Source organism: Streptomyces sp. NPDC048185 (assembly GCF_043202495.1).
In the GTDB taxonomy this organism is placed as follows: Bacteria; Actinomycetota; Actinomycetes; order Streptomycetales; family Streptomycetaceae; genus Streptomyces.
The window spans coordinates 96,596-118,122 of the sequence record NZ_JBIDAN010000017.1 but is presented as its reverse complement, the minus strand read 5'-3'; the positions used below and the strand labels follow the sequence as shown (position 1 = coordinate 118,122).

23 protein-coding genes are annotated in these 21,527 nt (G+C 72.7%); 10 read left to right on the top strand and 13 right to left on the bottom strand.

From position 1 onward, the window contains the following. Window positions 1–173: 173 nt before the first annotated feature. The 7 genes from ACGF3H_RS34635 to ACGF3H_RS34605 all read right to left on the bottom strand — a co-directional run bounded on the left by ACGF3H_RS34635 (window position 174) and on the right by ACGF3H_RS34605 (window position 7,788). Window positions 174–2,834: a SpoIIE family protein phosphatase gene (locus ACGF3H_RS34635; protein WP_362487009.1), complete on the bottom strand. Its 2,661-nt coding sequence runs from the start codon at window positions 2,832–2,834 to the stop codon at window positions 174–176. A gap of 269 nt (window positions 2,835–3,103) precedes the next feature. After that, window positions 3,104–3,535 (bottom strand): ATP-binding protein, encoded by a 432-nt coding sequence (locus ACGF3H_RS34630; RefSeq protein WP_362487010.1) that lies wholly within the window; start codon window positions 3,533–3,535, stop codon window positions 3,104–3,106. A 130-nt stretch (window positions 3,536–3,665) separates the two neighbouring features. After that, window positions 3,666–4,088: a (deoxy)nucleoside triphosphate pyrophosphohydrolase gene (locus tag ACGF3H_RS34625; protein WP_362487012.1), complete on the bottom strand. Its 423-nt coding sequence runs from the start codon at window positions 4,086–4,088 to the stop codon at window positions 3,666–3,668. A gap of 52 nt (window positions 4,089–4,140) precedes the next feature. Then, window positions 4,141–4,332, bottom strand: coding sequence for an SPOR domain-containing protein (locus ACGF3H_RS34620; RefSeq protein ID WP_362487014.1), 192 nt, complete (start codon window positions 4,330–4,332; stop codon window positions 4,141–4,143). A gap of 388 nt (window positions 4,333–4,720) precedes the next feature. After that, entirely contained in the window at window positions 4,721–5,473 is a 753-nt protein-coding gene (locus tag ACGF3H_RS34615) for a GntR family transcriptional regulator (protein WP_362487016.1), read from the bottom strand. 146 nt (window positions 5,474–5,619) lie between these two features. Continuing rightward, the gene (locus tag ACGF3H_RS34610; protein WP_362487018.1) at window positions 5,620–6,768 is read right to left on the bottom strand and encodes a DUF4190 domain-containing protein; all 1,149 of its coding nucleotides are present in this window, start codon (window positions 6,766–6,768) and stop codon (window positions 5,620–5,622) included. Window positions 6,769–6,957: 189 nt separating this feature from the next. Further along, window positions 6,958–7,788, bottom strand: coding sequence for an oxidoreductase (locus tag ACGF3H_RS34605; protein ID WP_362487020.1), 831 nt, complete (start codon window positions 7,786–7,788; stop codon window positions 6,958–6,960). A gap of 95 nt (window positions 7,789–7,883) precedes the next feature. Between ACGF3H_RS34605 and ACGF3H_RS34600 the strand changes: the two genes are divergently transcribed. Then, entirely contained in the window at window positions 7,884–8,825 is a 942-nt protein-coding gene (locus tag ACGF3H_RS34600; protein ID WP_362487022.1) for a LysR family transcriptional regulator, read from the top strand. Window positions 8,826–8,841: 16 nt separating this feature from the next. Beyond that, window positions 8,842–10,143, top strand: coding sequence for a M14 family zinc carboxypeptidase (locus ACGF3H_RS34595; RefSeq protein ID WP_362487232.1), 1,302 nt, complete (start codon window positions 8,842–8,844; stop codon window positions 10,141–10,143). A 151-nt stretch (window positions 10,144–10,294) separates the two neighbouring features. Here ACGF3H_RS34595 and ACGF3H_RS34590 read toward each other — a convergent pair whose 3' ends face one another. Next, the gene (locus tag ACGF3H_RS34590) at window positions 10,295–10,807 is read right to left on the bottom strand and encodes a PIN domain nuclease (RefSeq protein ID WP_362487024.1); all 513 of its coding nucleotides are present in this window, start codon (window positions 10,805–10,807) and stop codon (window positions 10,295–10,297) included. Window positions 10,808–10,831: 24 nt separating this feature from the next. On the opposite strand from ACGF3H_RS34590, the gene ACGF3H_RS34585 reads away from it, so the two are divergent. Then, the gene (locus tag ACGF3H_RS34585; RefSeq protein ID WP_362487026.1) at window positions 10,832–11,101 is read left to right on the top strand and encodes a type II toxin-antitoxin system Phd/YefM family antitoxin; all 270 of its coding nucleotides are present in this window, start codon (window positions 10,832–10,834) and stop codon (window positions 11,099–11,101) included. Further along, window positions 11,094–11,357, top strand: a complete 264-nt coding sequence (locus ACGF3H_RS34580) for a type II toxin-antitoxin system RelE/ParE family toxin (protein WP_362487028.1) — start codon at window positions 11,094–11,096, stop codon at window positions 11,355–11,357. The genes ACGF3H_RS34585 and ACGF3H_RS34580 overlap by 8 nt, the downstream gene beginning before the upstream one ends. Before the next feature lie 84 nt (window positions 11,358–11,441). Here ACGF3H_RS34580 and ychF read toward each other — a convergent pair whose 3' ends face one another. Continuing rightward, the gene (gene ychF, locus ACGF3H_RS34575; RefSeq protein ID WP_362487029.1) at window positions 11,442–12,530 is read right to left on the bottom strand and encodes a redox-regulated ATPase YchF; all 1,089 of its coding nucleotides are present in this window, start codon (window positions 12,528–12,530) and stop codon (window positions 11,442–11,444) included. A 175-nt stretch (window positions 12,531–12,705) separates the two neighbouring features. Here ychF and ACGF3H_RS34570 point away from each other — a divergent pair, with 175 nt between their 5' ends. Then, window positions 12,706–13,359: a DUF6542 domain-containing protein gene (locus tag ACGF3H_RS34570; protein WP_362487030.1), complete on the top strand. Its 654-nt coding sequence runs from the start codon at window positions 12,706–12,708 to the stop codon at window positions 13,357–13,359. A gap of 251 nt (window positions 13,360–13,610) precedes the next feature. On the opposite strand, the gene ppgK is transcribed toward ACGF3H_RS34570, so the two are convergent. Both ppgK and ACGF3H_RS34560 read right to left on the bottom strand, forming a co-directional pair. Then, window positions 13,611–14,351 carry a polyphosphate--glucose phosphotransferase gene (gene ppgK, locus ACGF3H_RS34565; RefSeq protein WP_362487032.1) on the bottom strand — a complete coding sequence of 247 codons (741 nt, stop codon included), beginning with the start codon at window positions 14,349–14,351 and terminating at the stop codon, window positions 13,611–13,613. Window positions 14,352–14,405: 54 nt separating this feature from the next. After that, the gene (locus ACGF3H_RS34560; protein ID WP_362487034.1) at window positions 14,406–15,422 is read right to left on the bottom strand and encodes a 4-hydroxy-3-methylbut-2-enyl diphosphate reductase; all 1,017 of its coding nucleotides are present in this window, start codon (window positions 15,420–15,422) and stop codon (window positions 14,406–14,408) included. Window positions 15,423–15,526: 104 nt separating this feature from the next. Between ACGF3H_RS34560 and ACGF3H_RS34555 the strand changes: the two genes are divergently transcribed. The 3 genes from ACGF3H_RS34555 to ACGF3H_RS34545 all read left to right on the top strand — a co-directional run bounded on the left by ACGF3H_RS34555 (window position 15,527) and on the right by ACGF3H_RS34545 (window position 18,477). Continuing rightward, complete coding sequence (locus ACGF3H_RS34555) at window positions 15,527–16,900, top strand: APC family permease (protein ID WP_362487036.1); 1,374 nt, start codon at window positions 15,527–15,529, stop codon at window positions 16,898–16,900. Between the two features lie 107 nt (window positions 16,901–17,007). Further along, entirely contained in the window at window positions 17,008–18,216 is a 1,209-nt protein-coding gene (gene xseA / locus ACGF3H_RS34550) for an exodeoxyribonuclease VII large subunit (protein WP_362487038.1), read from the top strand. A gap of 9 nt (window positions 18,217–18,225) precedes the next feature. Continuing rightward, a complete protein-coding gene (locus ACGF3H_RS34545; RefSeq protein WP_362487039.1) occupies window positions 18,226–18,477 on the top strand; it encodes an exodeoxyribonuclease VII small subunit in 252 nt (83 codons plus the stop codon). A gap of 36 nt (window positions 18,478–18,513) precedes the next feature. Here ACGF3H_RS34545 and ACGF3H_RS34540 read toward each other — a convergent pair whose 3' ends face one another. After that, window positions 18,514–18,726 (bottom strand): DUF4287 domain-containing protein, encoded by a 213-nt coding sequence (locus ACGF3H_RS34540; protein ID WP_362487041.1) that lies wholly within the window; start codon window positions 18,724–18,726, stop codon window positions 18,514–18,516. Between the two features lie 238 nt (window positions 18,727–18,964). On the opposite strand from ACGF3H_RS34540, the gene ACGF3H_RS34535 reads away from it, so the two are divergent. Next, window positions 18,965–19,555 carry a malonic semialdehyde reductase gene (locus ACGF3H_RS34535; protein ID WP_019329207.1) on the top strand — a complete coding sequence of 197 codons (591 nt, stop codon included), beginning with the start codon at window positions 18,965–18,967 and terminating at the stop codon, window positions 19,553–19,555. 91 nt (window positions 19,556–19,646) lie between these two features. On the opposite strand, the gene ACGF3H_RS34530 is transcribed toward ACGF3H_RS34535, so the two are convergent. Then, window positions 19,647–20,180 carry a DUF4245 domain-containing protein gene (locus ACGF3H_RS34530; protein WP_362487043.1) on the bottom strand — a complete coding sequence of 178 codons (534 nt, stop codon included), beginning with the start codon at window positions 20,178–20,180 and terminating at the stop codon, window positions 19,647–19,649. Window positions 20,181–20,304: 124 nt separating this feature from the next. Here ACGF3H_RS34530 and glpX point away from each other — a divergent pair, with 124 nt between their 5' ends. Beyond that, a complete protein-coding gene (gene glpX, locus ACGF3H_RS34525) occupies window positions 20,305–21,339 on the top strand; it encodes a class II fructose-bisphosphatase (protein ID WP_161165973.1) in 1,035 nt (344 codons plus the stop codon). Window positions 21,340–21,527: the final 188 nt, after the last annotated feature.

The following is a 21,527-nucleotide window of genomic DNA, read 5'->3' as shown; positions in this document are numbered from 1 at the left end:
TGCCACCGGGGACGACTCGAACCGGTGTTCCGGTTGCGGTCAGGGGTGCGTCGCGATGATCTCCGCCGACCTGGTGCCGCCGTTGGTCACGGCCGGGGCGGCACTGCTGCTCGCCGCGTACGCCCGGGTGCGCCGCACCCGGCGCGCCCGGAGCCGTACGACGCCGGGCCGCGTCAGAAGAGGCTCAGCAGGGCCTCCGCCGGGTCGGCCAGCCGGGTGTCGCCGCCCGGCAGGGGCAGTTCGAACCACACCGTCTTCCCGCGCGGCGTACGGCGTGAGCCCCAGGCCGCACTGAGCAGGCCGACCAGTTGCAGGCCGCGGCCGCCCTCGTCGGTGTCGCGGGCGCGGCGCCGGCGGGGCTGGACCAGGCCGGAGTCCCAGACCTCGCAGACCAGGGTGCGGTCGAGCAGGAGGCGGAGTCTGATCTCGCCCTCGCCGTACCGGAGCGCATTGGTGACCAGCTCGCTGACCAGCAGCTCCGTGGTGTCGACCAGGGGTTCCATGTCCCAGCTGAGCAGCTGTGCGCGGGCGTACTCGCGGGCCCGGCCCACACTGCGCGGCTCGCGCGGCAGGGTCCAGTCGCCGACGGACTCGGCGGGCAGTCCCTGGACACGGGCCATCAGCAGGGCGATGTCGTCCTCGCCGTGGTGGCTGCCGAGGGTGTCGAGGACCTGGTCGCAGACGTCCTCGAGGGGACGCGTGGGATCGGTGAGGGCGCCGACGAAGGCCTGGAGTCCCTCGTCCAGGGGGTGATCGCGGCTCTCCACCAGTCCGTCGGTGTAGAGCGCGAGCAGGGCGCCCTCGGGCAGTTCGACCTCCACCTCCTCGAAGGGCTCGCCGCCGACGCCGAGCGGCAGGCCCGGTGGGACGTCCAGCATCAGCGCGGACTCGCCGGGCTCGACCAGGACGGGCGGCAGGTGGCCGGCGTTGGCGAAGGTGCAGCGCCGGGTCACCGAGTCGTAGACGGCGTAGACACAGGTCGCCAGGTAGACCTCGGACAGGTCGGCCTCGCGGGGCCGGCGGGCGGCCCGCGTCGCCTGCTGCACGCCCCCGGGGGCGCCGAGGCCACGGGCGATCTCGTCCAGATGGGAGAGCACCTCGGCCGGTTCGAGGTCGAGCTGTGCCAGCGTCCGTACGGCGGTGCGCAGTTCGCCCATCGCGACCGCGGCGCGCAGCCCGCGCCCCATGACGTCGCCGACGACCAGGGCGGTGCGGTGGCCGGGGAGTTCGATGACGTCGAACCAGTCGCCGCCGACCTCGCTGGGCCGGGCGGTGGCCGCGTTGCCGGGCAGGTAGCGGCAGGCGATGTCGAGTCCGGAGGCCTCCGGGTCGCCGGGCGGCAGCAGGGAGCGCTGGAGGATCAGCGCGCGTTCGTGCTCGCGCCGGTAGAGGCGGGCGTTGTCGATGCACACGGCGGCCCGCGCCGCCAGTTCCACGGCGAGGTCCCGGTCGCGGTCGCCGAACGGCTCGCTGCCCTTGGTCCGGGCGAACTGGGCGAGTCCCACCACCGTGTCGTGGGCGACCATGGGGACGGCGAGCGTGGACTGCACGAGACCGCCGTCCTCGGCGGGCACGGTGCGCGGGCGGGCCGTGCGCAGGGCGTCCGCGCAGGGCGAGTTGAACGGGTAGTGGTGGACGGCGCCGAGCTTGACCCGCTCACCGGTGCCGTCGAAGGGCGCGTCGGAGACGGCACTGGAGAAGGCGACGCGACGCAGTTCGGCGCTGCCGTCGGCGAGGCCCGGCGGGGTCTCGTCACCGGCCAGCAGGCCCTGGTAGAGGTCGACGGTGGCCAGGTCGCAGAAGCCGGGGACGACGACGTCGAGGAGTTCGCGGGCGGTGGTCTCCAGGTCGAGGGAGTTGCCGATGCGGGCGCCGGCGTCGTTGAGGAGGGCGAGATTGCGCCGGGCGGCGGCGGCCTCGCGGGCGGCGGCGCGGCGGGCGGTGATGTCGGTGCCGAGCCAGGCGACGCCGATGGGCCGGCCCGAACCGCTGTGTACGCGGTAGAGGTTGACGGACCAGTGGCGGCGCTCGTCGGAGCCGGGCACGAAGCCCGTGACGTGCATGTCGGTGATGGACTCGCCGGTCTCCAGCACCCGGCGCAGGGTGGCGGAGACCCGGTCGGCCTCGGCGCGCGACAGGTAGTCGTGGACGCCCTTGCCCCGGTGGGTGTCGGGTGTGCCGCCGAAGACGGAGGCGAACCGCTGGTTGGCGCGGCGCACCTTCAGCTCGCGGTCGATCAGCAGGAACCCGAACGGGGACTGGCCGAAAATGGCCTGCGAGGCGGCGAGGTCGGTCTCGATGCTGCGCAGGGTGCGGACGTCGACGACGATGCAGACGGCGGCCCGCTCGCCCTCCTCCGTCCGCGTCGGCATGACGTACACCTCGGCGAGCCCGCGCGGCCCCCGGTGCCCGCGCCCGCCCTCCTCGGTGCCGACGGCCGGTGCCCGGAAGGGGACCACGCCCGTCCACTCGCGGCCGTCGAGGATCTCGGCCATCTTGCGCTGGCCCCGTTCCCGCAGGTCGGCGTCGATGAACGTCTCGATGGGGTCGGTGCCGACGGCGCGTTCGGCGGGGATGCCGAGCAGTTGCTCGGCGCGCAGGCTCCACTGATCGACGAGGCCGTCGGGGCCGATGGAGAAGGACGCGACCTTGATGTAGTCGTACATGGAGCCGGGCGGGCTGCTCTGCCACACGGCGTCACCGGACGGCGCGTCACCGGACGGGCCGCCGCCGGGACCGGTGCCCGCCGGGGCCCCGGCCGCGCCCGCGGCGCCGGCCCTGGCAGCGTCCGACGGACCCTCGGACCCCGTGGCCCTCGCTGGTATCTCGCTCACGCGAACCGTCCCCTCCAGCTCACCGCGCCCGGCACCGGTCACCGGGGGCGGCTGCCCGCAGTATCCAGCACTACGGTGCCGCACGACACGGTGTTCACGATCACAGCACGGTCCCGATGCTTTTCGGTCCGGACCGTGACAACACTTCCAGTCTTCTAACCAGCGGGCACGGCATCGAATCACGTACGCCGACAACTGCTGCTGGCCTGAACCGGCCGGTCGACCGGACGGTACCGGACGTCGGGACCTGCCGGCGCGGCCGGTACCCCTCATTCCGGCACCGCGAGCTCGAACCAGACCGTCTTCCCGGTCCCCCCGGGCCGGGTGCCCCAGCGGCGCGCGGAGGAGGCGACCAGTTGCAGCCCCCGGCCGCCCTCGTCCTCGGGGCGGGCGGCACGCTCGCGGGGCGGGTCCGGGAGCGGGTCGGAGACTTCCACGAGCAGCACGCCGTCCAGGCCGTCGGGGCGGAGCACGAGGCGGACCCCGATGGGGCCGGTGGCATGCCGCAGGGCATTGGTGACCAGCTCGCTGACCAGCAAGGCCGTGATGTCGCCGACGCTGTCGAGGTCCCAGCCGCGCAGCCGGTCGCGCACGAGGGAGCGCGCCGTCCGAACGGCGCCCGGCTCCCCCGGGAAGACCCATTCGACCGTGTGGCCATCGGTCTCGATCACGCCGATCACTTCCCCGGCCGGCAACCCCACTTGTCCGGTTTCGTCAGGTTAGTGGGCCCATACCCGATATCAGGGGCCCAGTACCGTCACCAGGACAGCCCGTGGGCCTGCGGGCGCACGGAAGCACCGGCGGCGTACGAGGCGCCCGTACCGGCTCCCCCTACGCGCCCGGCGCGTTCCCCGCCTCCGGTGCCAGGTGCGCGAGCGCCCGCTCGACGGCCGGCACGTCCTGGTCGAGCCAGGGCACGTCCCAGATCTCGCCGGGCGCGAGCCAGCGCAGGGTGTCGTGATCCTGGAGGGGTTCGGGAGCGGCGGAGCCGGGCAGCAGGCGGGCGGTCCACACCTGGAGGACGTACGGGGGCCTCAGCGGCCACTGCCCCGGGACGCGCTCCCCGGTCTCGGCCGCCACACCGAGTTCCTCGCGCAGCTCCCGCACCAGGGCCGCCTCGGGGGTCTCGCCCGCCTCGACCTTGCCGCCGGGCAGCTCCCAGCGTCCGGCCAGCTCGGCCGGCGCACTGCGCCGCGCGGCGAGCAGACGCCCGCCGTCGAGCAGCGCGGCGCCCACCACGATCCGTTCCGTCATACGGCCGAGCCTAGTTGCCCGGCGGGGGCCGGCGATGCGGCGGTACGCCCGGTCAGTCGGCCGGGCCGGACGTGTTCGAGCCGAGCTTCTCGACCCAGTAGAGCTGTTTGTGACCGCGGCCGTCGAGGGTGTCCGCGACGTTCTGAGCCTCGGCCCGGGTCGCGTACCTGCCCACGCGATAGCGATTGCCGTTGTCGTCCTGGCGGAAGACCAGCCAGGGAAGAGTGACCGTGCTGTCGTTCATCGCGCCCCTCCGCTTCCCACCCGCGGCCCCCGACGGCCCCGCCCGTCGAGGAAACCGCAATACGCATATGCCCGACCCTACGCCTAACCTTCACGCAGCGAATACGACTTTTCACAAAGAGGTACGCAACCAGCCAGAACGCAGGGGGCGCACGCTGTCCGATGCGCCGTCCAGGGCCACCGGTGCTTCCGGTCGGGGGCATGCGCCGCACGACGGAGGCGACCTGCGAGAACGACGGCAATCCCGTGGTGCGGGGCGGTGGCGCGGGACGCACAAGGCGGTGCGGACGCGCAGCAGGGGGCGCGAGAGGCGCACGGAGGCGTGCGCCATCTCACAGTGCGGCGTGCCCCGTTGGCGGCGGACGGACGCCGCGGGCGGGCCCGGGGCGCTACTTGACGGGCAGGTGGTACGCCACCCGGTACCGGTCGGCCGGGACGACCACGTCGGCCGTCTCGACCGCGCGGCCGGAGGCGTAGAAGGTGCGCCGGACGACCAGCACGACGTGCCCGGGGACGCCGCCCAGGGCGAGCAGCTCCTCGGCGAGGCCGGGGCGGGCACCGACCTCCTCGGTGACGTTGTCCACGACGACGTCGATGGCGGCCATCCGCTCGACGACGCCCATGCCGCCGAGCGGACCCTCCTCGGGCAGCATCACGGGCGTGCGGCCGGTGAGGTCGAGCGGCTCCCACGAGGTGGAGAGCATCATCGCCTCACCGCCCTCCCGGAAGACGTACCGCGTGCACATCACCCGGTCCCCGGGCTCGATGCCGAGCCGCTCGGCGACCGCGCCGCTCGCCACGGCCTGTTCGCTGCGGGACTCCCACGTGCCGCGGGAGCCCGCGTCGGCCTGCTCCTGCCGGAAGGGCGTGGCGCCGCCGGCCGGCCGGTACCCGGAGCGGGCGATGCGCCGCGGCTCGGGCCGCTCGCGCACATAGGTGCCGGAGCCCGAGCGGCCCTCGACCAGCCCTTCGGCCATGAGCACCTTGCGCGCCTCCAGGGCGACGGTGTCCGAGACGCCGTACTCCTCGCGGATCCGGGCCTGGGAAGGGAGGCGGGTGTGCGGCGCCAGCAGGCCGTCGACGATCTTCTTGCGGAGATCACCCGCGACACGCAGGTACGCCGGCTGCTCACCGAATGTCACTGGCCGCTCCCATCAGGTTGTACAGACAGCAACAGCGTGGCAACCGTAGGTTGTGCCAGGCAAGCGAAGGCCAGAGAATCACTCGAAGTGATGACACGTGCCGTGAGGGGCCTCACGCAGGCACTTTCTCCCCACTGTGCACGCCCTCACACCTCCATGCCGGTGCCGGCCCCGCCGTCGCCGCCGTCCTCCCCGTAGTCCGGCGGTGTCGTGGGCAGTCCCAGGGCCTTGCGTGCGGTGACCGTGGTGTCCGCCTCGATCAGGTCGAAACCCTTGCCGTAGTGCTCGTAGTACGCGTCGACGTCGGTCGCCCGGGCCGCCTCGCCCCACTCCTCCCGCGCCGCGTCCAGGTCCTCGATCAGGGCGGCGACCTGCCGCTCGGACCCGGCGGGCCAGTCGTGCCGGCGCAGGACCCCCACCTCGTGGCGCAGCGCCTCCGAGACCTGCCCCGCCCACACCCCGTACGCCGGGAAGTCGTCCTCGACGGACTCCGCCTCGGGCACCTCGTCCATGGCCCGGTTGAGGGCGCCCTCCCCCGTCAGGTAGGCGACCTGGTGCGGGTCGAGCGTCCTGGCGTCGTTGCGCAGCGAGCCGGTGAGCGTGCCCTGCTCGTCCGTGTTGCCGAACAGGCAGGTGACCTCCCGGTCGCCCAGGCGCCAGCTCTGCCGGGTCGGCGTCAGGTAGTACACGTCGACGTCGGCGGGCAGGGCCCAGCGGTCCATGGCGTACGTGTCCTGCAGTGCGTAACACCGGTCGTCGGCGGACCGGGTGATCTCGTCGTCGCCGGGGAAGGAGCCGCCGGGCAGATCGAAGGCGGCGAACACCTCCCCGTCGTGCTCCTCCGCGCACGGCACCACGTCGACGTCGTAGGCGACTCCCTGCAGGGACCCGCTGGGCGTGGTGAAGCACTGGCCCTCGGAGAGCGCGTACGCGGTGCCCTCGCCCTGTGCGGCATCCCTGAAGCCCTGCCAGAAGTCGGCGGCGGCGCCCGTGGAGAGTGACACCGCCCACAGGACGAGACCCACGGAGGAGAGCACGGAGCCGGCCACGGCGAGCCCCTTGCCCCGCTCGCCCCTCCTCCTGATCTGGCGCAGGGCCACCAGGCCCAGCACGAGTCCGACCGCCGGTACGAAGCAGAGGACGCCGAGGACGAGCGCGGCGATGGCCACACCGTTGACGGGTGCCGGCCGCGGGTACGCCCCGTAGGGCCCGCCCCAGGCCGGCTGGGGCTGCTGCGGGCCGTACGGCCCCTGCGGGTACGGCCCTCGGGGACCGGGGGGCGGCGGTATGGACACGGGTGCCGTGCTCCTGATCCGTGCGGCGACGCGGTTCGCTCCGCGGGTGAGAGCGACCGCCGGGAACGCACGGCCGCGTGACTGACCGCATGGTATGCGCGCACCGGCCGGGGGCGGTACGGGAGATCGGGTACGGCGGTCCGGGTCCGCGAGGGTGGCCGGGGAGGGTGGTCCGCGCCGACGCGTGCCTCAGTCGTCGTAGCCCGTCGCCCTGGTGCGCTTCTCCCAGGCGGTCACGTCCGCCCGGACCTGGTCGAGGTGGCCGAGGACCGCGCTGACACCGTCGTCGCCGAGCGGCAGCCGCAGCGGGGTGTCGTCGGCCTCCAGCGCGGCGAGGACGAGCGCCGCCGCCTTGGCCGGGTCGCCGGGCTGGCTGCCGTCGCCGCCGGTGACGAGCCCACGGGTCTCGCTCACCTTGGCGTAGACACCGCTGTCCGCGCTGAGCCCGGCCGCGCCGCTCGCGAACAGGCCGGTACGGAAGGCGCCCGGCTCCACGATCAGCACCTTGATCCCGAACTCCCGCACCTCGTCCGCGAGCCCCTCGCTCATGCCCTCCAGGGCGAACTTCGTTCCGCTGTACGCCGAGAAGCCCGCGAAGGACATCTGCCCGCCCATGCTGCTCATCTGGACGACCGCGCCCGAGCGCCGCTTCCGCATGTGCGGCAGCACGGCCCGCGTGAGCGCGGCCGGCCCGAAGACGTGCACGTCGAACAGGGCGCGCAGCTCGTCCTCGCCGGTCTCCTCGAAGGCGCCGACGTGCGTGCGGCCCGCGTTGTTGACCAGGACGTCGATCCGTCCGTGCCGCGCCACCACGTCCCGCACGGCGGCCTCGGCGGCGGCCGTGTCGGCGACGTCCAGGCGCACTGCCTCCATCTGGTCGGGGTGGGCGGCCACCAGGTCGTCCAGCCCCTCCGGCCGCCGTGCCGCACCGACGACCACATCACCCTCCGCGAGGGCCGCCTCGGCGATCGCCCGCCCGAAACCGCTGCTCGCACCCGTGACCAGCCACACCTTGTTCATTCCGGCTCCCTCGCCGTTCCGTCTTCCGTAACCGCCAACCACCCTGCCGGGAAAGCCGGTTGCCAGTCCAAGACCCGTGGTGATAGCCAACGGTCATGACGACGGACGTGCACGTGCGGGACCTGCGTTACTTCGCGGCGGTGGCGGAGGAACTGCACTTCACGCGGGCGGCCGAGCGGCTGTACGTGTCCCAGCCCGCGCTGAGCAAGCAGATCCGGGTTCTGGAACGGCAGTTGGGCGCCGAACTGTTCCGGCGCGAGCCGCGCGGCGTGACGCTGACCGAGGCGGGCACGGCACTGCTGCCCTACGCCCGGCGGGTGCTGGCCGACTGGACCGAGGGCGCGACGGCGGTGCGGGCTGCGCAGGCGGCGCGGCGCGGCACCCTGGTGATCGGCATGAGCACCAGCCCCGGACGCGGTGGCCTGTTACCGGCTATCCGCTCCCGGTTCACGGCGGCCCACCCGGAGGCACTGCCCCGGCTGCGGCAGCTGGACTGGCACGACCCGACGGCGGGCCTCGCCGACGGCACGGCCGACGTCGCGTACGTGTGGCTGCCGTTGCCCGACGCCGACCGCTACGCGTGGGCCACGGTCGCCGAGGAACCCCGCCTGGTCGCCCTCCCCGACACCCACCCGCTAGCGGCCCGCGCCGAGGTCGACTTCGCGGACCTGGCCGACGAGCCGTTCCTCGCCCTGCCGCCGGAGGCGGGTGTCCTGCGCGACTTCTGGCTGGCGCTGGACGAACGGCGCGCCCTGCAGGAACGGCTCGGCCCGGCCGGAGGCACCGCCGGCCCGCCGCGCATCGGCGCGGAGATCGCCGGCACGGAGGAGACGTACGAGGCCCTCGCCGCCGGCCTCGGCATCTGCCTCGTCGCCACGGGCAACGCCCCGCTGATCACCCTGGGCGGCGTCACCACCCGCCCGGTCCGGGGGCTGAGCCCCAGCCGCTATGCGCTCGCCTGGCGCCGGGAGGACGAGGGCCGCCCGCTGGTGCGGGGGTACGTGGAGGCGTGCCGGCAGGTGATCGCCCGTGGGTGACGACCGGTCGGCGGACCTGGACCGCTACCTCACGGTCGCCGAGGTCACCGAGGCGGCGCGGCGGCTGGTCGCCCGGTTCCCCGGCGTCGCCCGCCTGCACCGGATCGGGACGTCCCGCGCGGGCCGGCCGATCCGGATGCTGTCCGTGGGACACGGGCCGCGGCGCGTCCTGGTGGTCGCCCGGCCGCACCCTGACGAGCCGGTCGGCGGCGTGACCGCGCTCGCGCTGGCGGAGCACGCGGCACGCGGCGACCGGCTCTCGCCGGCGACCGACCTCGCCCTCGTCACCTGGGACATCGTCCTCTGCCTGGACCCGGACGGCGCCGCGCTGAGCGAGGGACTCGAAGCGGCGACGGCCGGCCCACGCCCCACCCTGGACGGCTATTACCGCGCCGCTTTCCGCCCGGTCGCGGCGGAACAGCCGGAGTGGGCGCCGATCGTCCGGCGGGACCTCCCGGAGAGCCGCGCCCTGTTCGAGGTGATCGACGAGCGGCGACCGTTCCTCCAGTGTTCCCTGCACAACGTCGAAGCGGGCGGCAGCTGGGTCCAGCTGACCCGCGACCTCCCCGGCCTCGCCACCCCCTTCCGGACCTCCGCCCGCGCCCTCGGCATCCCGGTCCAGCACGGCACGTACGACGCCCTGTACTGGGAGAATCCCGGCCCCGGGGTGTACGTCCTGCCTCCGCCGGACAGCACCGCCCGCCTGGCGGCCGGGTCCGAGGACATCGGCCTGTCCACCTGGTGCGCGCCTCAGCGGTACGGCGGTGTCACCGCGATCGTCGAGGTGCCCATGTGGGCCACGGACCTGGCCGACGCCGTGTCCCCGCACCCGCGGGCCGCTGACGCCCTGCGCGGCCTGTCCGCCCTGGTGCGGGAGGGCGGACGGCAGGTGACCGCCGTCCTCGACAGGGCGCGGGGCTTCCTGCCGCCGGCCCGGGACAGCGCGCCGCGCCGCGTACTGGAATGGATGGCCGACGACCTCTACGACCTGGTCGCCGACTCCTGGGAACCACTCGCCCGGCAGGCGGCCGAGGCGACCGGCCCGGACGACCCGCGGCACCTGACGACGGCCCGGGTCTCCGCCCTGGACGTCGTGGCCCGCCGCCAGCCGCTGCGCGCGGCGGGCCTCCTGCTGCGCCTTCTGGCCGAGGCGACGGACCCCGCCGCCCCCGGTCTGCACCGCGAGCTGGAAGGGCTCTTCACTTCATGGTGCACGGACTTCGAGCAGGCCCTGCGCCTGCGCTGGGTGCCCGTGCGCGACCAGGTGGAACACCAGACCCGCACGGCCCTGGCAGCAGCGGAGGCCGCGCTGCGCTGACCAGACCACGCGCGCTGCCCGAACCGGACCACTGGAGGACGGTGACCGGGCTGTCGCTACGGCGCGCGCCGAGTACGCCCCGCAGCAAGACCGGGCGTGGGCAGCTTTCCGTGTCCCTCGACGTCCCTCGACGCACATGCGCGGTACCGGCTCAGTCGGCGGTGCCGGGCTCCACGACCCACTCGGCTCGCAACCCGCTCACCGAAGCGATCATGTCGAAGTCGCCGTCGTAATGCAGCACCGTGTCTCGATGCCGCTCGGCGGTTGCGGCGATGAGGAGATCGGCCAGCGACAGCGCCCGGTGAAAACCGGCATTCAGCGCCAGGGCCTGGATCTCGATCGCCCTCTCGAACTCCTCGTCATTGCAGGGCAGGTAGTCGAATCCCCGGAGCAGGGAACGCAGACGCAGCGCCTCGGGTTTTCCGCGAGCCGAGTAAAGGATCTCGAACTCGGTCGGGGCGCACACCGCCAGAAGCCCGTCCCGGTCCAGCTCGTCCAACCGTGCCCGCACTGCCGCTTCACCCCGTCGCGCCAGCGCTGACTTGTCGATCAGGCCGTCTGTCGAGTAGGGCCGACCACCAGCACCCGTCCAGCCCGGTGGGAAGTCGTCCAGTACATCCAGCCCTACTCGGGCCGGCCCCACTTTGGGCAGTGGTGTACACATGGCACACTCGGTACGCTTGAGCGCATGACACAGCCGCTGCCCATAGAGTCCATCCGCGACGTGCGCGCCCACTTGGCCGAAGTCGTCGAACGGGCCGACCGCGACGACGTGCCCACTGTCATCACCCGTCGCGGCAAGCAGGTCGCCGCCGTGGTCTCGATCGAGGTGCTTCGCAAGTACCAGGAGTGGGAAGAGCGCGAGATCAACCGCATCATCGACGAGCGCATGGCGAGCCCGGCCGTCGGCGTCCCGATCGAGGACGTGATGAGGGAGACGCTGGCACGCGGTGAGTGACTACCGCACGGTGTTCCGGCCCGAGGCCCAGGCCGAGCTGCGCAAGATCCCGCGTGACATGGCGCTTCGCATCCTGGCCAAAGTGACAGAGCTGGAAAGCGACCCCTTCGGCTTCAACACCACCCCACTCGTATCCCAGCCCGAGCGCCGCCGCCTACGGATCGGCGACTACCGTGTCGTCTACACGATCGACAATGGGGAACTGGTGGTGTGGGTCGTCCACGTCGGACACCGCTCCACGGTCTACGACACGTAGCTGCTCCAGGTTCTGCGGACTGCTGCGGACAGCACGACGGCCTGACCTGCTTTCTCGCAGGTCAGGCCGTCTGTCCACGTCCAATCAGACGTTGAAGCGGAACTCCACCACGTCCCCGTCCTGCATCACGTAGTCCTTGCCCTCCATGCGCGCCTTGCCCTTGGCGCGGGCCTCGGCCACCGAGCCGGTCTCGACCAGGTCGTCGTAGGAGATGACCTCGGCTTTGATGAAGCCCTTCTGGAAGTCGGTGTGGATGACACCGGCGGCCTCGGGGGCGGTGGCGCCCTTCTTGATGGTCCAGGCGCGGGATTCCTTCGGGCCGGCCGTCAGGTAGGTCTGCAGGCCGAGGGTGCGGAAGCCGACGTGGGCGAGGGTGGCGAGGCCGGGCTCGTCCTGACCGACGGACTGGAGGAGCTCCAGGGCCTCGTCCTCCTCCAGCTCGGCGAGGTCCGCCTCCAGCTTGGCGTTGAGGAAGATCGCCTCGGCGGGGGCCACCAGGGCGCGCTGCTCGTTCTTGAAGTCGTCGTCGGTGAGCTCGTCCTCGTCGACGTTGAAGACGTAGAGGAAGGGCTTCGTCGTCAGCAGGTGCAGGTCGTGGAGCAGCTCGTTGCGCTCGGTGCCCTGGACGATGCCGTGGGCGAAGAGCGTGTCGCCCTTCTCCAGGATCTCCTTGGCCTCCTCGACCGCCTTGACCTTCGGCGCGACGTCCTTCTTGATCCGGGACTCCTTCTGGAGGCGCGGGAGGACCTTCTCGATGGTCTGCAGGTCGGCGAGGATCAGCTCGGTGTTGATCGTCTCGATGTCGTCCTTGGGCGAGACCTTGCCGTCGACGTGGACGACGTTCTCGTCCTTGAAGGCCCGGATGACCTGGCAGATCGCGTCGGACTCGCGGATGTTGGCCAGGAACTTGTTGCCCAGGCCCTCGCCCTCGCTCGCGCCGCGCACGATGCCCGCGATGTCGACGAAGTCGACCGTGGCCGGGAGGACCTTCTCGGAGGAGAAGATCTCGGCCAGTTTCGTCAGGCGGGGGTCGGGGACGCCCACGACGCCGACGTTGGGCTCGATCGTGGCGAACGGGTAGTTGGCCGCGAGCACGTCGTTCTTGGTCAGGGCGTTGAACAGGGTCGACTTGCCGACATTCGGCAGACCGACGATTCCGATCGTGAGCGACACGTTGCGACTTCCCGTACGTGAGGATGCGGAGGGCGAGGCAGGCCAGACTGGGCCGATCCACCAGTCTACGGGGTGTCCGGTAACGGCCACGCCGGGCGTCGAACGCTTGGCCAGGCATCGCCCCACGGCGTGTCTGTCGGGCTATTCGGCACATTAACCGACCTAAGTTGGTCCAGTGGAGCAACACGGGACGGGACCTGCGCAGTACGGACCGCGACGGGGCCGGACGCCGTTGCCCTCGCAGGGGCGGGGCGTCGGCGGCGGTCCGGCGAGACCGCCGGCCCGGCCCGTCGCGCCTGCCGCTCGCCCCCGGCCCGTCGCGCCGGGTGCGGGCGGGCGGCCGCGTCGCCCGACGGCAGCGGGGTCCCGGCCCGGGGCGGGGAGGCCGGCGCCGCTGGTGGCGCGGGTCCTGCGGCGGGTGCGCGCGACGCCCAACCCCCGGCTGACCGGGGTGGGCGGCGGTCTGTTCTGCGCGGCGGTGATGGTCCTGCTCGGGTTCCTCGACCAGGTGCTTTTCGGCGGGTCCCTGACGGTGTACGGCGTGCTGTTCCTGCCGGTGTGCGTGCTCACCGCGTTCTGGGTGCGCAGGGGCGACCTGCTGATCGCGCCCGTCGTCGTGCCGATCGCCTTCGCCGCGGGTCTGGTGACCGTCGCCGAGCGCGGTGACGGCGCCGGCGGGCGGCTGATGGGGCTGGTGACCGCCCTGGCCACCGAGGCCGGCTGGCTGTACGGCGGGACGCTGGTCGCCGGGTCGATCGTGATCGTCCGGCGGATCCGGCTGGTGCGCCGCCGGGCGGCTGCCGCCCGGAACCGGTCGGCGGCGTCCTGAGGGAGGCGGGCGCCACGGCCGCGCCGTGACCGGCGCCGTACGGCGACCGGCGCGGCCGGGGGGACGTGAGTGGCCGGGGCGCGGCACGGCCCTCCGTAAGGAGGCCGGGAGGCGGCCGGGGTCCGGTGCGGTCGTGCGCCGCGCCGGCCTCCGCAGGAGGAAACGCGGCCGATGCGGCGGCCGGCCCGAGGCCCGCACCGCGCCTCCGGTGCGCACCGCCGCGCGGGCGGACCGGCGTCCGTGCCCGCCGGTCAGCCCGCCGCGCGCATCGCCGCTCCCACGATGCCCGCGTTGTTCTGCAGCTGCGCCGGGACGATCTCCGCCTGGATGCCCTCGAGGTGGTGCAGGAACTTGTGGGACTTGCGGCTGACGCCGCCGCCGATGATGAACAGCGAGGGGGAGAACAGCATCTCCACGTGCGCGAGGTACTTCCGGACCCGGTGCGCCCACTGCTCCCACGACAGGTCGTGGTCGTCCTTGACCTTGCTGGAGGCCCGCTTCTCCGCGTCGTGGCCGTCCAGCTCGAGGTGACCCAGCTCGCTGTTGGGGACGAGGACGCCGTCGCTGAAGACGGCGCTGCCGATGCCCGTGCCGAAGGTGAGCAGCACGACCGTGCCCTGCCGGCCGCGCCCGGCACCGAAGTGCATCTCCGCCACGCCGGCCGCGTCCGCGTCGTTGACGACCGTGACGTCCAGTCCGCCGAGCCGCTCGCTGAACAGGGCGCGCGCGTCCGTGTCGACCCAGCTCCTGTCGACGTTGGCCGCCGTACGGACCGTGGCGCCGCCGGTGACGACCCCCGGGAACGTGAGCCCGACCGGGCCGGTCCAGCCGAAGTGGTCGACGACCTGCTTCACCCCGTCGGCCACCCCGTCGGGGGTCGCCGGGTGCGGGGTGAGCACCTTGTGGCGCTCCTGGGCCAGGTCACCCCTGTCGAGGTCCACAGGGGCACCCTTGATGCCCGATCCGCCGATGTCCACGCCGAAGATCTGCATGGCTCCACGTTACGACGGGCCACCGACCGTCACGAGGGCGGTGATCCCGGCGGCTCAGGCCCCCGCCGTACCGGCGCCACCCCGCTCGGCCACCAGCGCGGCGGCCTCCTCGCGCAGGTCGCGGCGGAGCTCCTTGGGCAGCGAGAACGTGATCGACTCCTCGGCGGCCTTGACGATCTCCACGTCCTCGAAGCCGCGCGGCGACAGCCACTCCAGGACCTGCTCGACCAGGACGTCGGGGACGGACGCGCCCGAGGTGACGCCGACCGTGGTCACGCCCTCCAGCCAGGCCTCGTCGATCTCGTCGGCGAAGTCCACCAGGTGGGCGTCGCGCGCGCCGGCCTGCTTGGCGACCTCGACCAGGCGCTTGGAGTTGGAGGAGTTGCGGGAGCCGACGACGATCACCAGGTCGGCCTCGGCGCCCATCTGCTTGACCGCGAGCTGGCGGTTCTGCGTGGCGTAGCAGATGTCGTCGCTCGGCGGGGAGACGAGCTGCGGGAACTTGTCCTTGAGCGCGTCGACGGTCTCCATCGTCTCGTCGACCGAGAGGGTGGTCTGCGACAGCCACACCACCTTCGACGGGTCGCGCACCTCCACCTTGGCGACGTCCTCGGGGCCGTCGACGAGCTGGATGTGGTCCGGGGCCTCGCCCGAGGTGCCGATGACCTCCTCGTGGCCCTCGTGGCCGATCAGCAGGATGTCGTAGTCCTCGTTGGCGAAGCGGACGGCTTCCTTGTGCACCTTGGTCACGAGGGGGCAGGTGGCGTCGATGGTGGCGAGCCGGCCGCGCTCGGCCTCCTGGTGGACGACGGGGGCCACGCCGTGCGCGGAGAACATGACGATGTTCCCCGGCGGGACCTCCTCCGTCCGCTCGACGAAGATCGCGCCCTTCTTCTCGAGGGTCTGCACGACGTACTTGTTGTGGACGATCTCGTGCCGGACGTAGACGGGGGCCCCGTACTGCTCGAGGGCCTTCTCGACGGCGATCACGGCACGGTCCACACCCGCGCAGTAACCACGGGGGGCGGCGAGCAGGACACGGCGGCCAGGCGAAGCGGTCATGGCACCCATCGTAAGGCCGCGTTCGGCGGGTCAGAGATCGCGTGGGCGTGGCGTCGGCGGGGACACTGACGGGGACGTTCCGAGGCACAGTCCGATGCGCTGGCGGAGGCACGATGTCCGAGTCCGGTACGACGGCCCCCGAGGCCGGTGAGGAACACGAGCTGCGGCGCAGCCTGGGCTTCCGGGACCTGGTGGTCTACGGGCTGCTGTTCATCGCACCCATGGCTCCGGTCGGCGTCTTCGGCACGCTGGACGCCAAGTCGCACGGCGCGGTCGCCCTCGTCTACGTCGTCGCCACGGTCGCGATGGCGTTCACCGCTTTCAGCTACGCGCAGATGGTGCGGGTGGTCCCCCAGGCGGGGTCGGTGTTCGCCTACGCGCGCGTGGCGCTCGGCAACGGGGCCGGTTTCGTCGCCGGGTGGATGGCGATGCTGGACTACGTCCTCATCCCGGCGGTGGCCTACCTGTTCTCCGGTATCGCCATGGAGGCGCTGGTCCCCGAGGTGTCGCGGTGGGTGTGGACGGCACTCGCGGTGGTCGTCACGACGGCGCTGAACCTGTGGGGGGTGCGGACGGCCGCCCGGGTGGGCTTCCTGGTGCTCGCGTTGGAGATCGTGGTCCTGGTGGTGTTCGTGGCCACGGCGATCGTGGTCCTGGCGCAGGACGGGGCCGGCCGCGGCTGGCTGTCGCCGCTGTCGGGGGACGGCACGCAGGGGGCGTTCGCGCTGTCGGCGGTGGTGGGCGCGGTGTCGGTGGCGGTGCTGTCGTACCTGGGCTTCGACGCGATCGCGACGTTCGCGGAGGAGGTCACCGGCGGGTCGGCGAAGGTGGCGCGGGCATTGCTGTTCTGCCTGGCGCTGGCGGGCGTGCTGTTCGTGGCGCAGACGTATCTGGTGGCGCTGCTGGAGCCGGTGACGTCGGCGCGGCTGGCGGCGGATCCGGGGAGCCAGGGGTCGGCCTTCTACGACGCGGTGGACTCGTCCGTGGGGACGTGGCTGCACGACCTGGTGGCCGTGAGCAAGGCGATCGGGGCGGCGTTCGCCGCGCTGGCCGGGCAGGCGGCGGCGGGCCGGCTGCTGTTCGCGATGGGCCGCGACCGGCGGCTGCCGGGGGTGCTGTCGCGCACGGACGCCGGGGTGCCGCGGGTCGCGCTGCTGGTCGCGGCCGTGATCACGCTGGTGGCGGCGGTGTGGGCGGCGCGGCGGGACGACGGCCTCGACCATCTGGTGTCGGTGGTGGACGTCGGCGCACTCACCGCGTTCACGCTGCTGCACGCGAGCGTGGTGGGCTGGTTCGCGGTCCGGCGTCGCGGGGGTCCGGTGAGCTGGTGGCGCCATGTGCTGGTGCCGGTGCTCGGCGCGGCCATCACGATCGCGGTGATCGTGGAGGCCTCGGGGACGGCACAGGTGGTGGGCGCGATCTGGCTGGCGATCGGCCTGGTGGTCCTGGCGGTCCAGAGCCGGCGGAGGAGCCCGGCGGGGCCGTGAGGCCCGCGCCCGCCCGCCGACACGGTCGCGAGGCGGCCGCGGGGCGGGCAGCCACCTCGTCGGCTCGGCGGGGGGTGTTGTCGTACGCGGCCGTTACGCTCGGGCGCATGGCTGCGAACACGTCCCCTGAAGCTCCCCTGCCCGTCGGCGAGGTGTCACGGCTGATCGGCGGCTGGATCGACCGGCTCGGTGCGGTGTGGGTCGAGGGGCAGATCACGCAGTTGTCGCGGCGGCCGGGTGCGGGGGTGGTGTTCCTGACGCTGCGCGACCCGTCGTACGACATCTCCGTGAGCGTCACCTGCTACCGCCAGGTGTTCGACGCGGTGGCCGACGTGGTGGGCGAGGGCGCCCGCGTGGTCGTGCACGCCAAACCGGAGTGGTACGCGCCGCGGGGGCAGCTGTCGTTGCGGGCCGCCGAGATCAAGCCGGTGGGGGTCGGTGAGCTGCTCGCACGGCTGGAGCAGCTGAAGAAGTCCCTCGCGCGCGAGGGCCTGTTCGCGCCGGAGCGGAAGAAGCCCCTGCCCTTCCTGCCGCAGCTGATCGGCCTGGTCTGCGGGCGGGCCTCCGCGGCCGAGCGGGACGTGCTGGAGAACGCCCGGCACCGCTGGCCCGCCGTCCGCTTCGAGGTGCGCAACGTCCCCGTGCAGGGCGTGCACGCCGTGCCGCAGGTGGTGCAGGCGGTGAAGGAGCTGGACGCGCGGGACGACGTGGACGTGATCGTCGTCGCACGCGGCGGCGGCAGCGTGGAGGACCTGCTGCCGTTCTCCGACGAGCAACTGGTCCGGGCGGTCGCCGCCTGCCGTACGCCGGTCGTCTCGGCGATCGGGCACGAGCCGGACAGTCCCCTGCTGGACCTGGTCGCCGACCTGCGCGCCTCCACGCCGACCGACGCCGCGAAGAAGGTCGTGCCGGACGTCGGCGAGGAGTACGAACGGGTGCGGCAGCTGCGGGACCGCGCACGGCGGTGTGTGGCGGCCTTCGTCGACCGCGAGGAGCGGGGGCTGGCCCATGCGCTGGCCCGGCCGGTGATACAGGACCCGCACCGGATGATCGACGAGCGGGCCGAGCAGGTGACGGCCCTGCTGGAGCGGGGCCGCCGCTCCCTGCGGCACCAGCTCGACCGGGCCGACTCCGAGCTGACGCACACGCACGCGCGCGTGGTGGCCCTCTCCCCGGCCGCGACCCTCGAGCGCGGGTACGCCGTGCTGCAGCGGGCCGACGGCCACGCGGTGCGGGACCCGGGCGAGGTGGAGCCGGGCGAGACGCTGCGGGCCCGCGTCTCCGAAGGTGATTTCTCTGTACGAGTCGATGCGTAGGGTGAGTGGATGACCAGCGAGGTGGAGCAGCCGGCGGCCGTGTCCGAGGCGCTCGGGTACGAGCAGGCGCGGGACGAGCTGATCGAGGTCGTACGGCGGCTGGAGGCCGGCGGTACGACCCTGGAGGAGTCCCTCGCCCTGTGGGAGCGGGGCGAGGAGCTGGCGAAGGTGTGCCGGCGGTGGCTGGAGGGCGCCCGGGCCCGCCTCGACGCGGCGCTGGCCGAGGAGACGGGGGCGGAGGACCGGGACGGGGACGCCTAGCCCTCCCCCGCTCCCCTGCTCCGCCGCCGTCCTCGGCTACTTCCCGCTGTCCTCGGCGAGCGTGTGCGCGACGAGCGCGTTGGCGTGTCCGTGGCCCAGTCCGTGCTCGGTCTTGAGCCAGGTGACGAGTTCCATGTGCTTGGCGAGCGGCGAGGAGCGGATCAGTTCCTTCCACTCCGCGATCGGCCGGCCGTACTTCTTCTCGATCGACGGGAAGTAGGAGGCGGGGCCCTTGACGGCGCTGGTCATGTCGGTGCGGTCCTGTCCGTGCGAGGAGCGGTCTGTCCCCAGTAGGACCCCGGTCGGCGAGCGAAGTGATCGCCCGTCGGGCGTGAGCTGCGTCACTCCACGAGCCCTGAACAGGTGAAGCGGATCACTCCGCTCCCCTATTGGTTGAAGCTTGAACTTCTTTGGCGTACCGTCGTCCCCGTCAACGGCTTCCGTGCCGCACCGCGCGGGCCGACGCGAATCCTGAGGAAGTTCACGCATGTCTCTCGTTCTTGACCCCGCCGCCCAGGACCTGCTGTTCCGTGAGGCCCGCACCGCCAACACCTTCACCGACGAGCCGGTGACCGACGAGCAGGTCCAGGCGATCTACGACCTGGTCAAGTACGGCCCGACCGCGTTCAACCAGTCCCCGCTGCGCATCACGCTGGTCCGCTCCCCCGAGGCCCGCGAGCGTCTGGTCCAGCACATGGCCGAGGGCAACCGGCCCAAGACCGCCGCCGCCCCGCTGGTCGCGATCCTGTCGGCGGACAACGAGTTCCACGAGGAGCTGCCGCAGCTCTTCCCGCACTTCCCCCAGGCCAAGGACGCCTTCTTCAGCGAGCGCCCCGTGCGTGAGGGTGCCGCCACGCTGAACGCCGCCCTCCAGGCCGCGTACTTCATCGTCGGCGTCCGTGCCGCCGGCCTGGCCGCCGGCCCGATGACCGGCCTCGACTTCGAGGGCGTCCGCAAGGAGTTCCTGGACGACGACCACACCCCGCTGATGGTGGTCAACATCGGCCGCCCGGGCCCGGACGCCTGGTTCCCGCGCTCCCCGCGCCTGTCGTACGAGCAGGTCGTCACCACCGTCTGAGGCGACGCCCGCGCCGCGGCGCGCTCACCCCACGACGACGGCCCCCGGCAACGCGCCGGGGGCCTTCGCCGTACGCCGGTACCGGCCGGCCTCAGTCCGTCTTCAGCGCCGCCGCCATGTCGGCCAGCTGCTCGAACGACCCGGTGCCCGCCACGACCGTCGTCGCGCCCTTGACGCCGTCCGTGTCCTGCAGCACCAGCGCGTCGTACCGGCCGCCCTCGTAGCGGGTCCAGGTACGGCCGGCGATCTGCTCGGTGGCGTCGGTCTTCCGCCCGCCCTGGCTGGCCTCCTCTATGAAGGTGGCCGGCTTCTCCGTTGACTGCTCGACCGCCACGTACTCGCCGTCGGGAGCGCGGAAGCCCAGGTGCCAGGCGTCGAAGTCGTCGCCGCGGAACCGGACGGAGGTCGGCTTCCAGTCCTTGGAGAGCCCCTCGGGCGCCGCGACCGGGTACGACGCGGCGCGGCGCGCGGTGAGCAGCTCGACCCGGTAGTCGACCCGCTTGATGTCGGGCTCGCCCTCGCTGTGCGGGATGAAGAGCCACATGCCCAGCCCCACGAGCACGATGACCCCCAGGGAGAGGATCATGTCCCGGGCCGTCTTCTGCTTGCCTTTCGTACCTGCCACGCCCCTATCGTCGCAGGTCCCCGAACTGCTCATCCGTGGGGTCCCCTGCTCATTTTGTCGGACTGACGATAGAGTGCGCCCATACCCTCATCCGGCCGTCGTCGTATCAGAAAGGTGCGCTCCGATGACCGAGCATCATCATCTGCCGTCCGAGCTGGACGTCCCCTCAGAGGCTCCCGACCGCAACCTCGCCCTGGAGCTCGTCCGGGTCACCGAGGCCGCGGCGATGGCCGCCGGCCGCTGGGTCGGGCGCGGCGACAAGAACGGCGCCGACGGTGCCGCGGTGCGCGCCATGCGCACCCTCGTCTCCACCGTCTCGATGAACGGCGTCGTCGTCATCGGCGAGGGCGAGAAGGACGAGGCCCCGATGCTCTTCAACGGAGAGCAGGTCGGGGACGGGACCGGGGCCGAGGTCGACATCGCGGTCGACCCGATCGACGGGACCACGCTGACCGCCAAGGGCATGACCAACGCGATCGCCGTGCTGGCCGCCGCCGAGCGCGGGTCCATGTTCGACCCGTCGGCCGTGTTCTACATGGACAAGCTGGTCACCGGGCCCGAGGCCGCCGACTTCGTCGACATCAACGCGCCGGTGTCCGTGAACATCCGCCGGGTCGCCAAGGCCAAGCGCCGCACCCCCGAGGACGTCACCGTCGTCATCCTCGACCGGCCCCGGCACCAGGGCCTGATCAAGGAGGTCCGGGAGACCGGTGCCCGGATCAAGCTGATCTCCGACGGTGACGTGGCCGGCTCCATCCTGGCGCTGCGCGAGGGCACCGGCATCGACCTGCTGCTGGGCATCGGCGGCACCCCCGAGGGCATCATCTCGGCCTGTGCCGTGAAGTGCCTGGGCGGCACCATCCAGGGCAAGCTGTGGCCCAAGGACGACGAGGAGCGGCAGCGCGCGATCGACGCCGGGCACGACCTGGACCGGGTGCTGACCACGGACGACCTGGTCTCCGGGGACAACGTCTTCTTCGTCGCGACCGGCATCACCGACGGCGAGCTGCTGCGCGGGGTGCGGTACCGGTCCGAGACGGCCACGACCGACTCGATCGTGATGCGGTCGAAGTCGGGCACGGTGCGGCGGATCGACTCCGAGCACCGGCTGAGCAAGCTGCGGGCCTACAGCGCGATCGACTTCGACCGGGCGAAGTGACGCCGTCGGTCGTCCGGGGCGCCTCCTGAAGCGGGGGTGCGGTCGCGTGGCGGGTGCGGCTGCGTCGTGGCTCGTCGCGCAGTTCCCCGCGCCCCTGAGGCGGGCTGCCACCCGGGGCGTGAGGGAGGTACCGCGCCCCTGAGGCGGGCTGCCACCCGGGGCGTGAGGGAGGCACCGCGCCCCTGAGG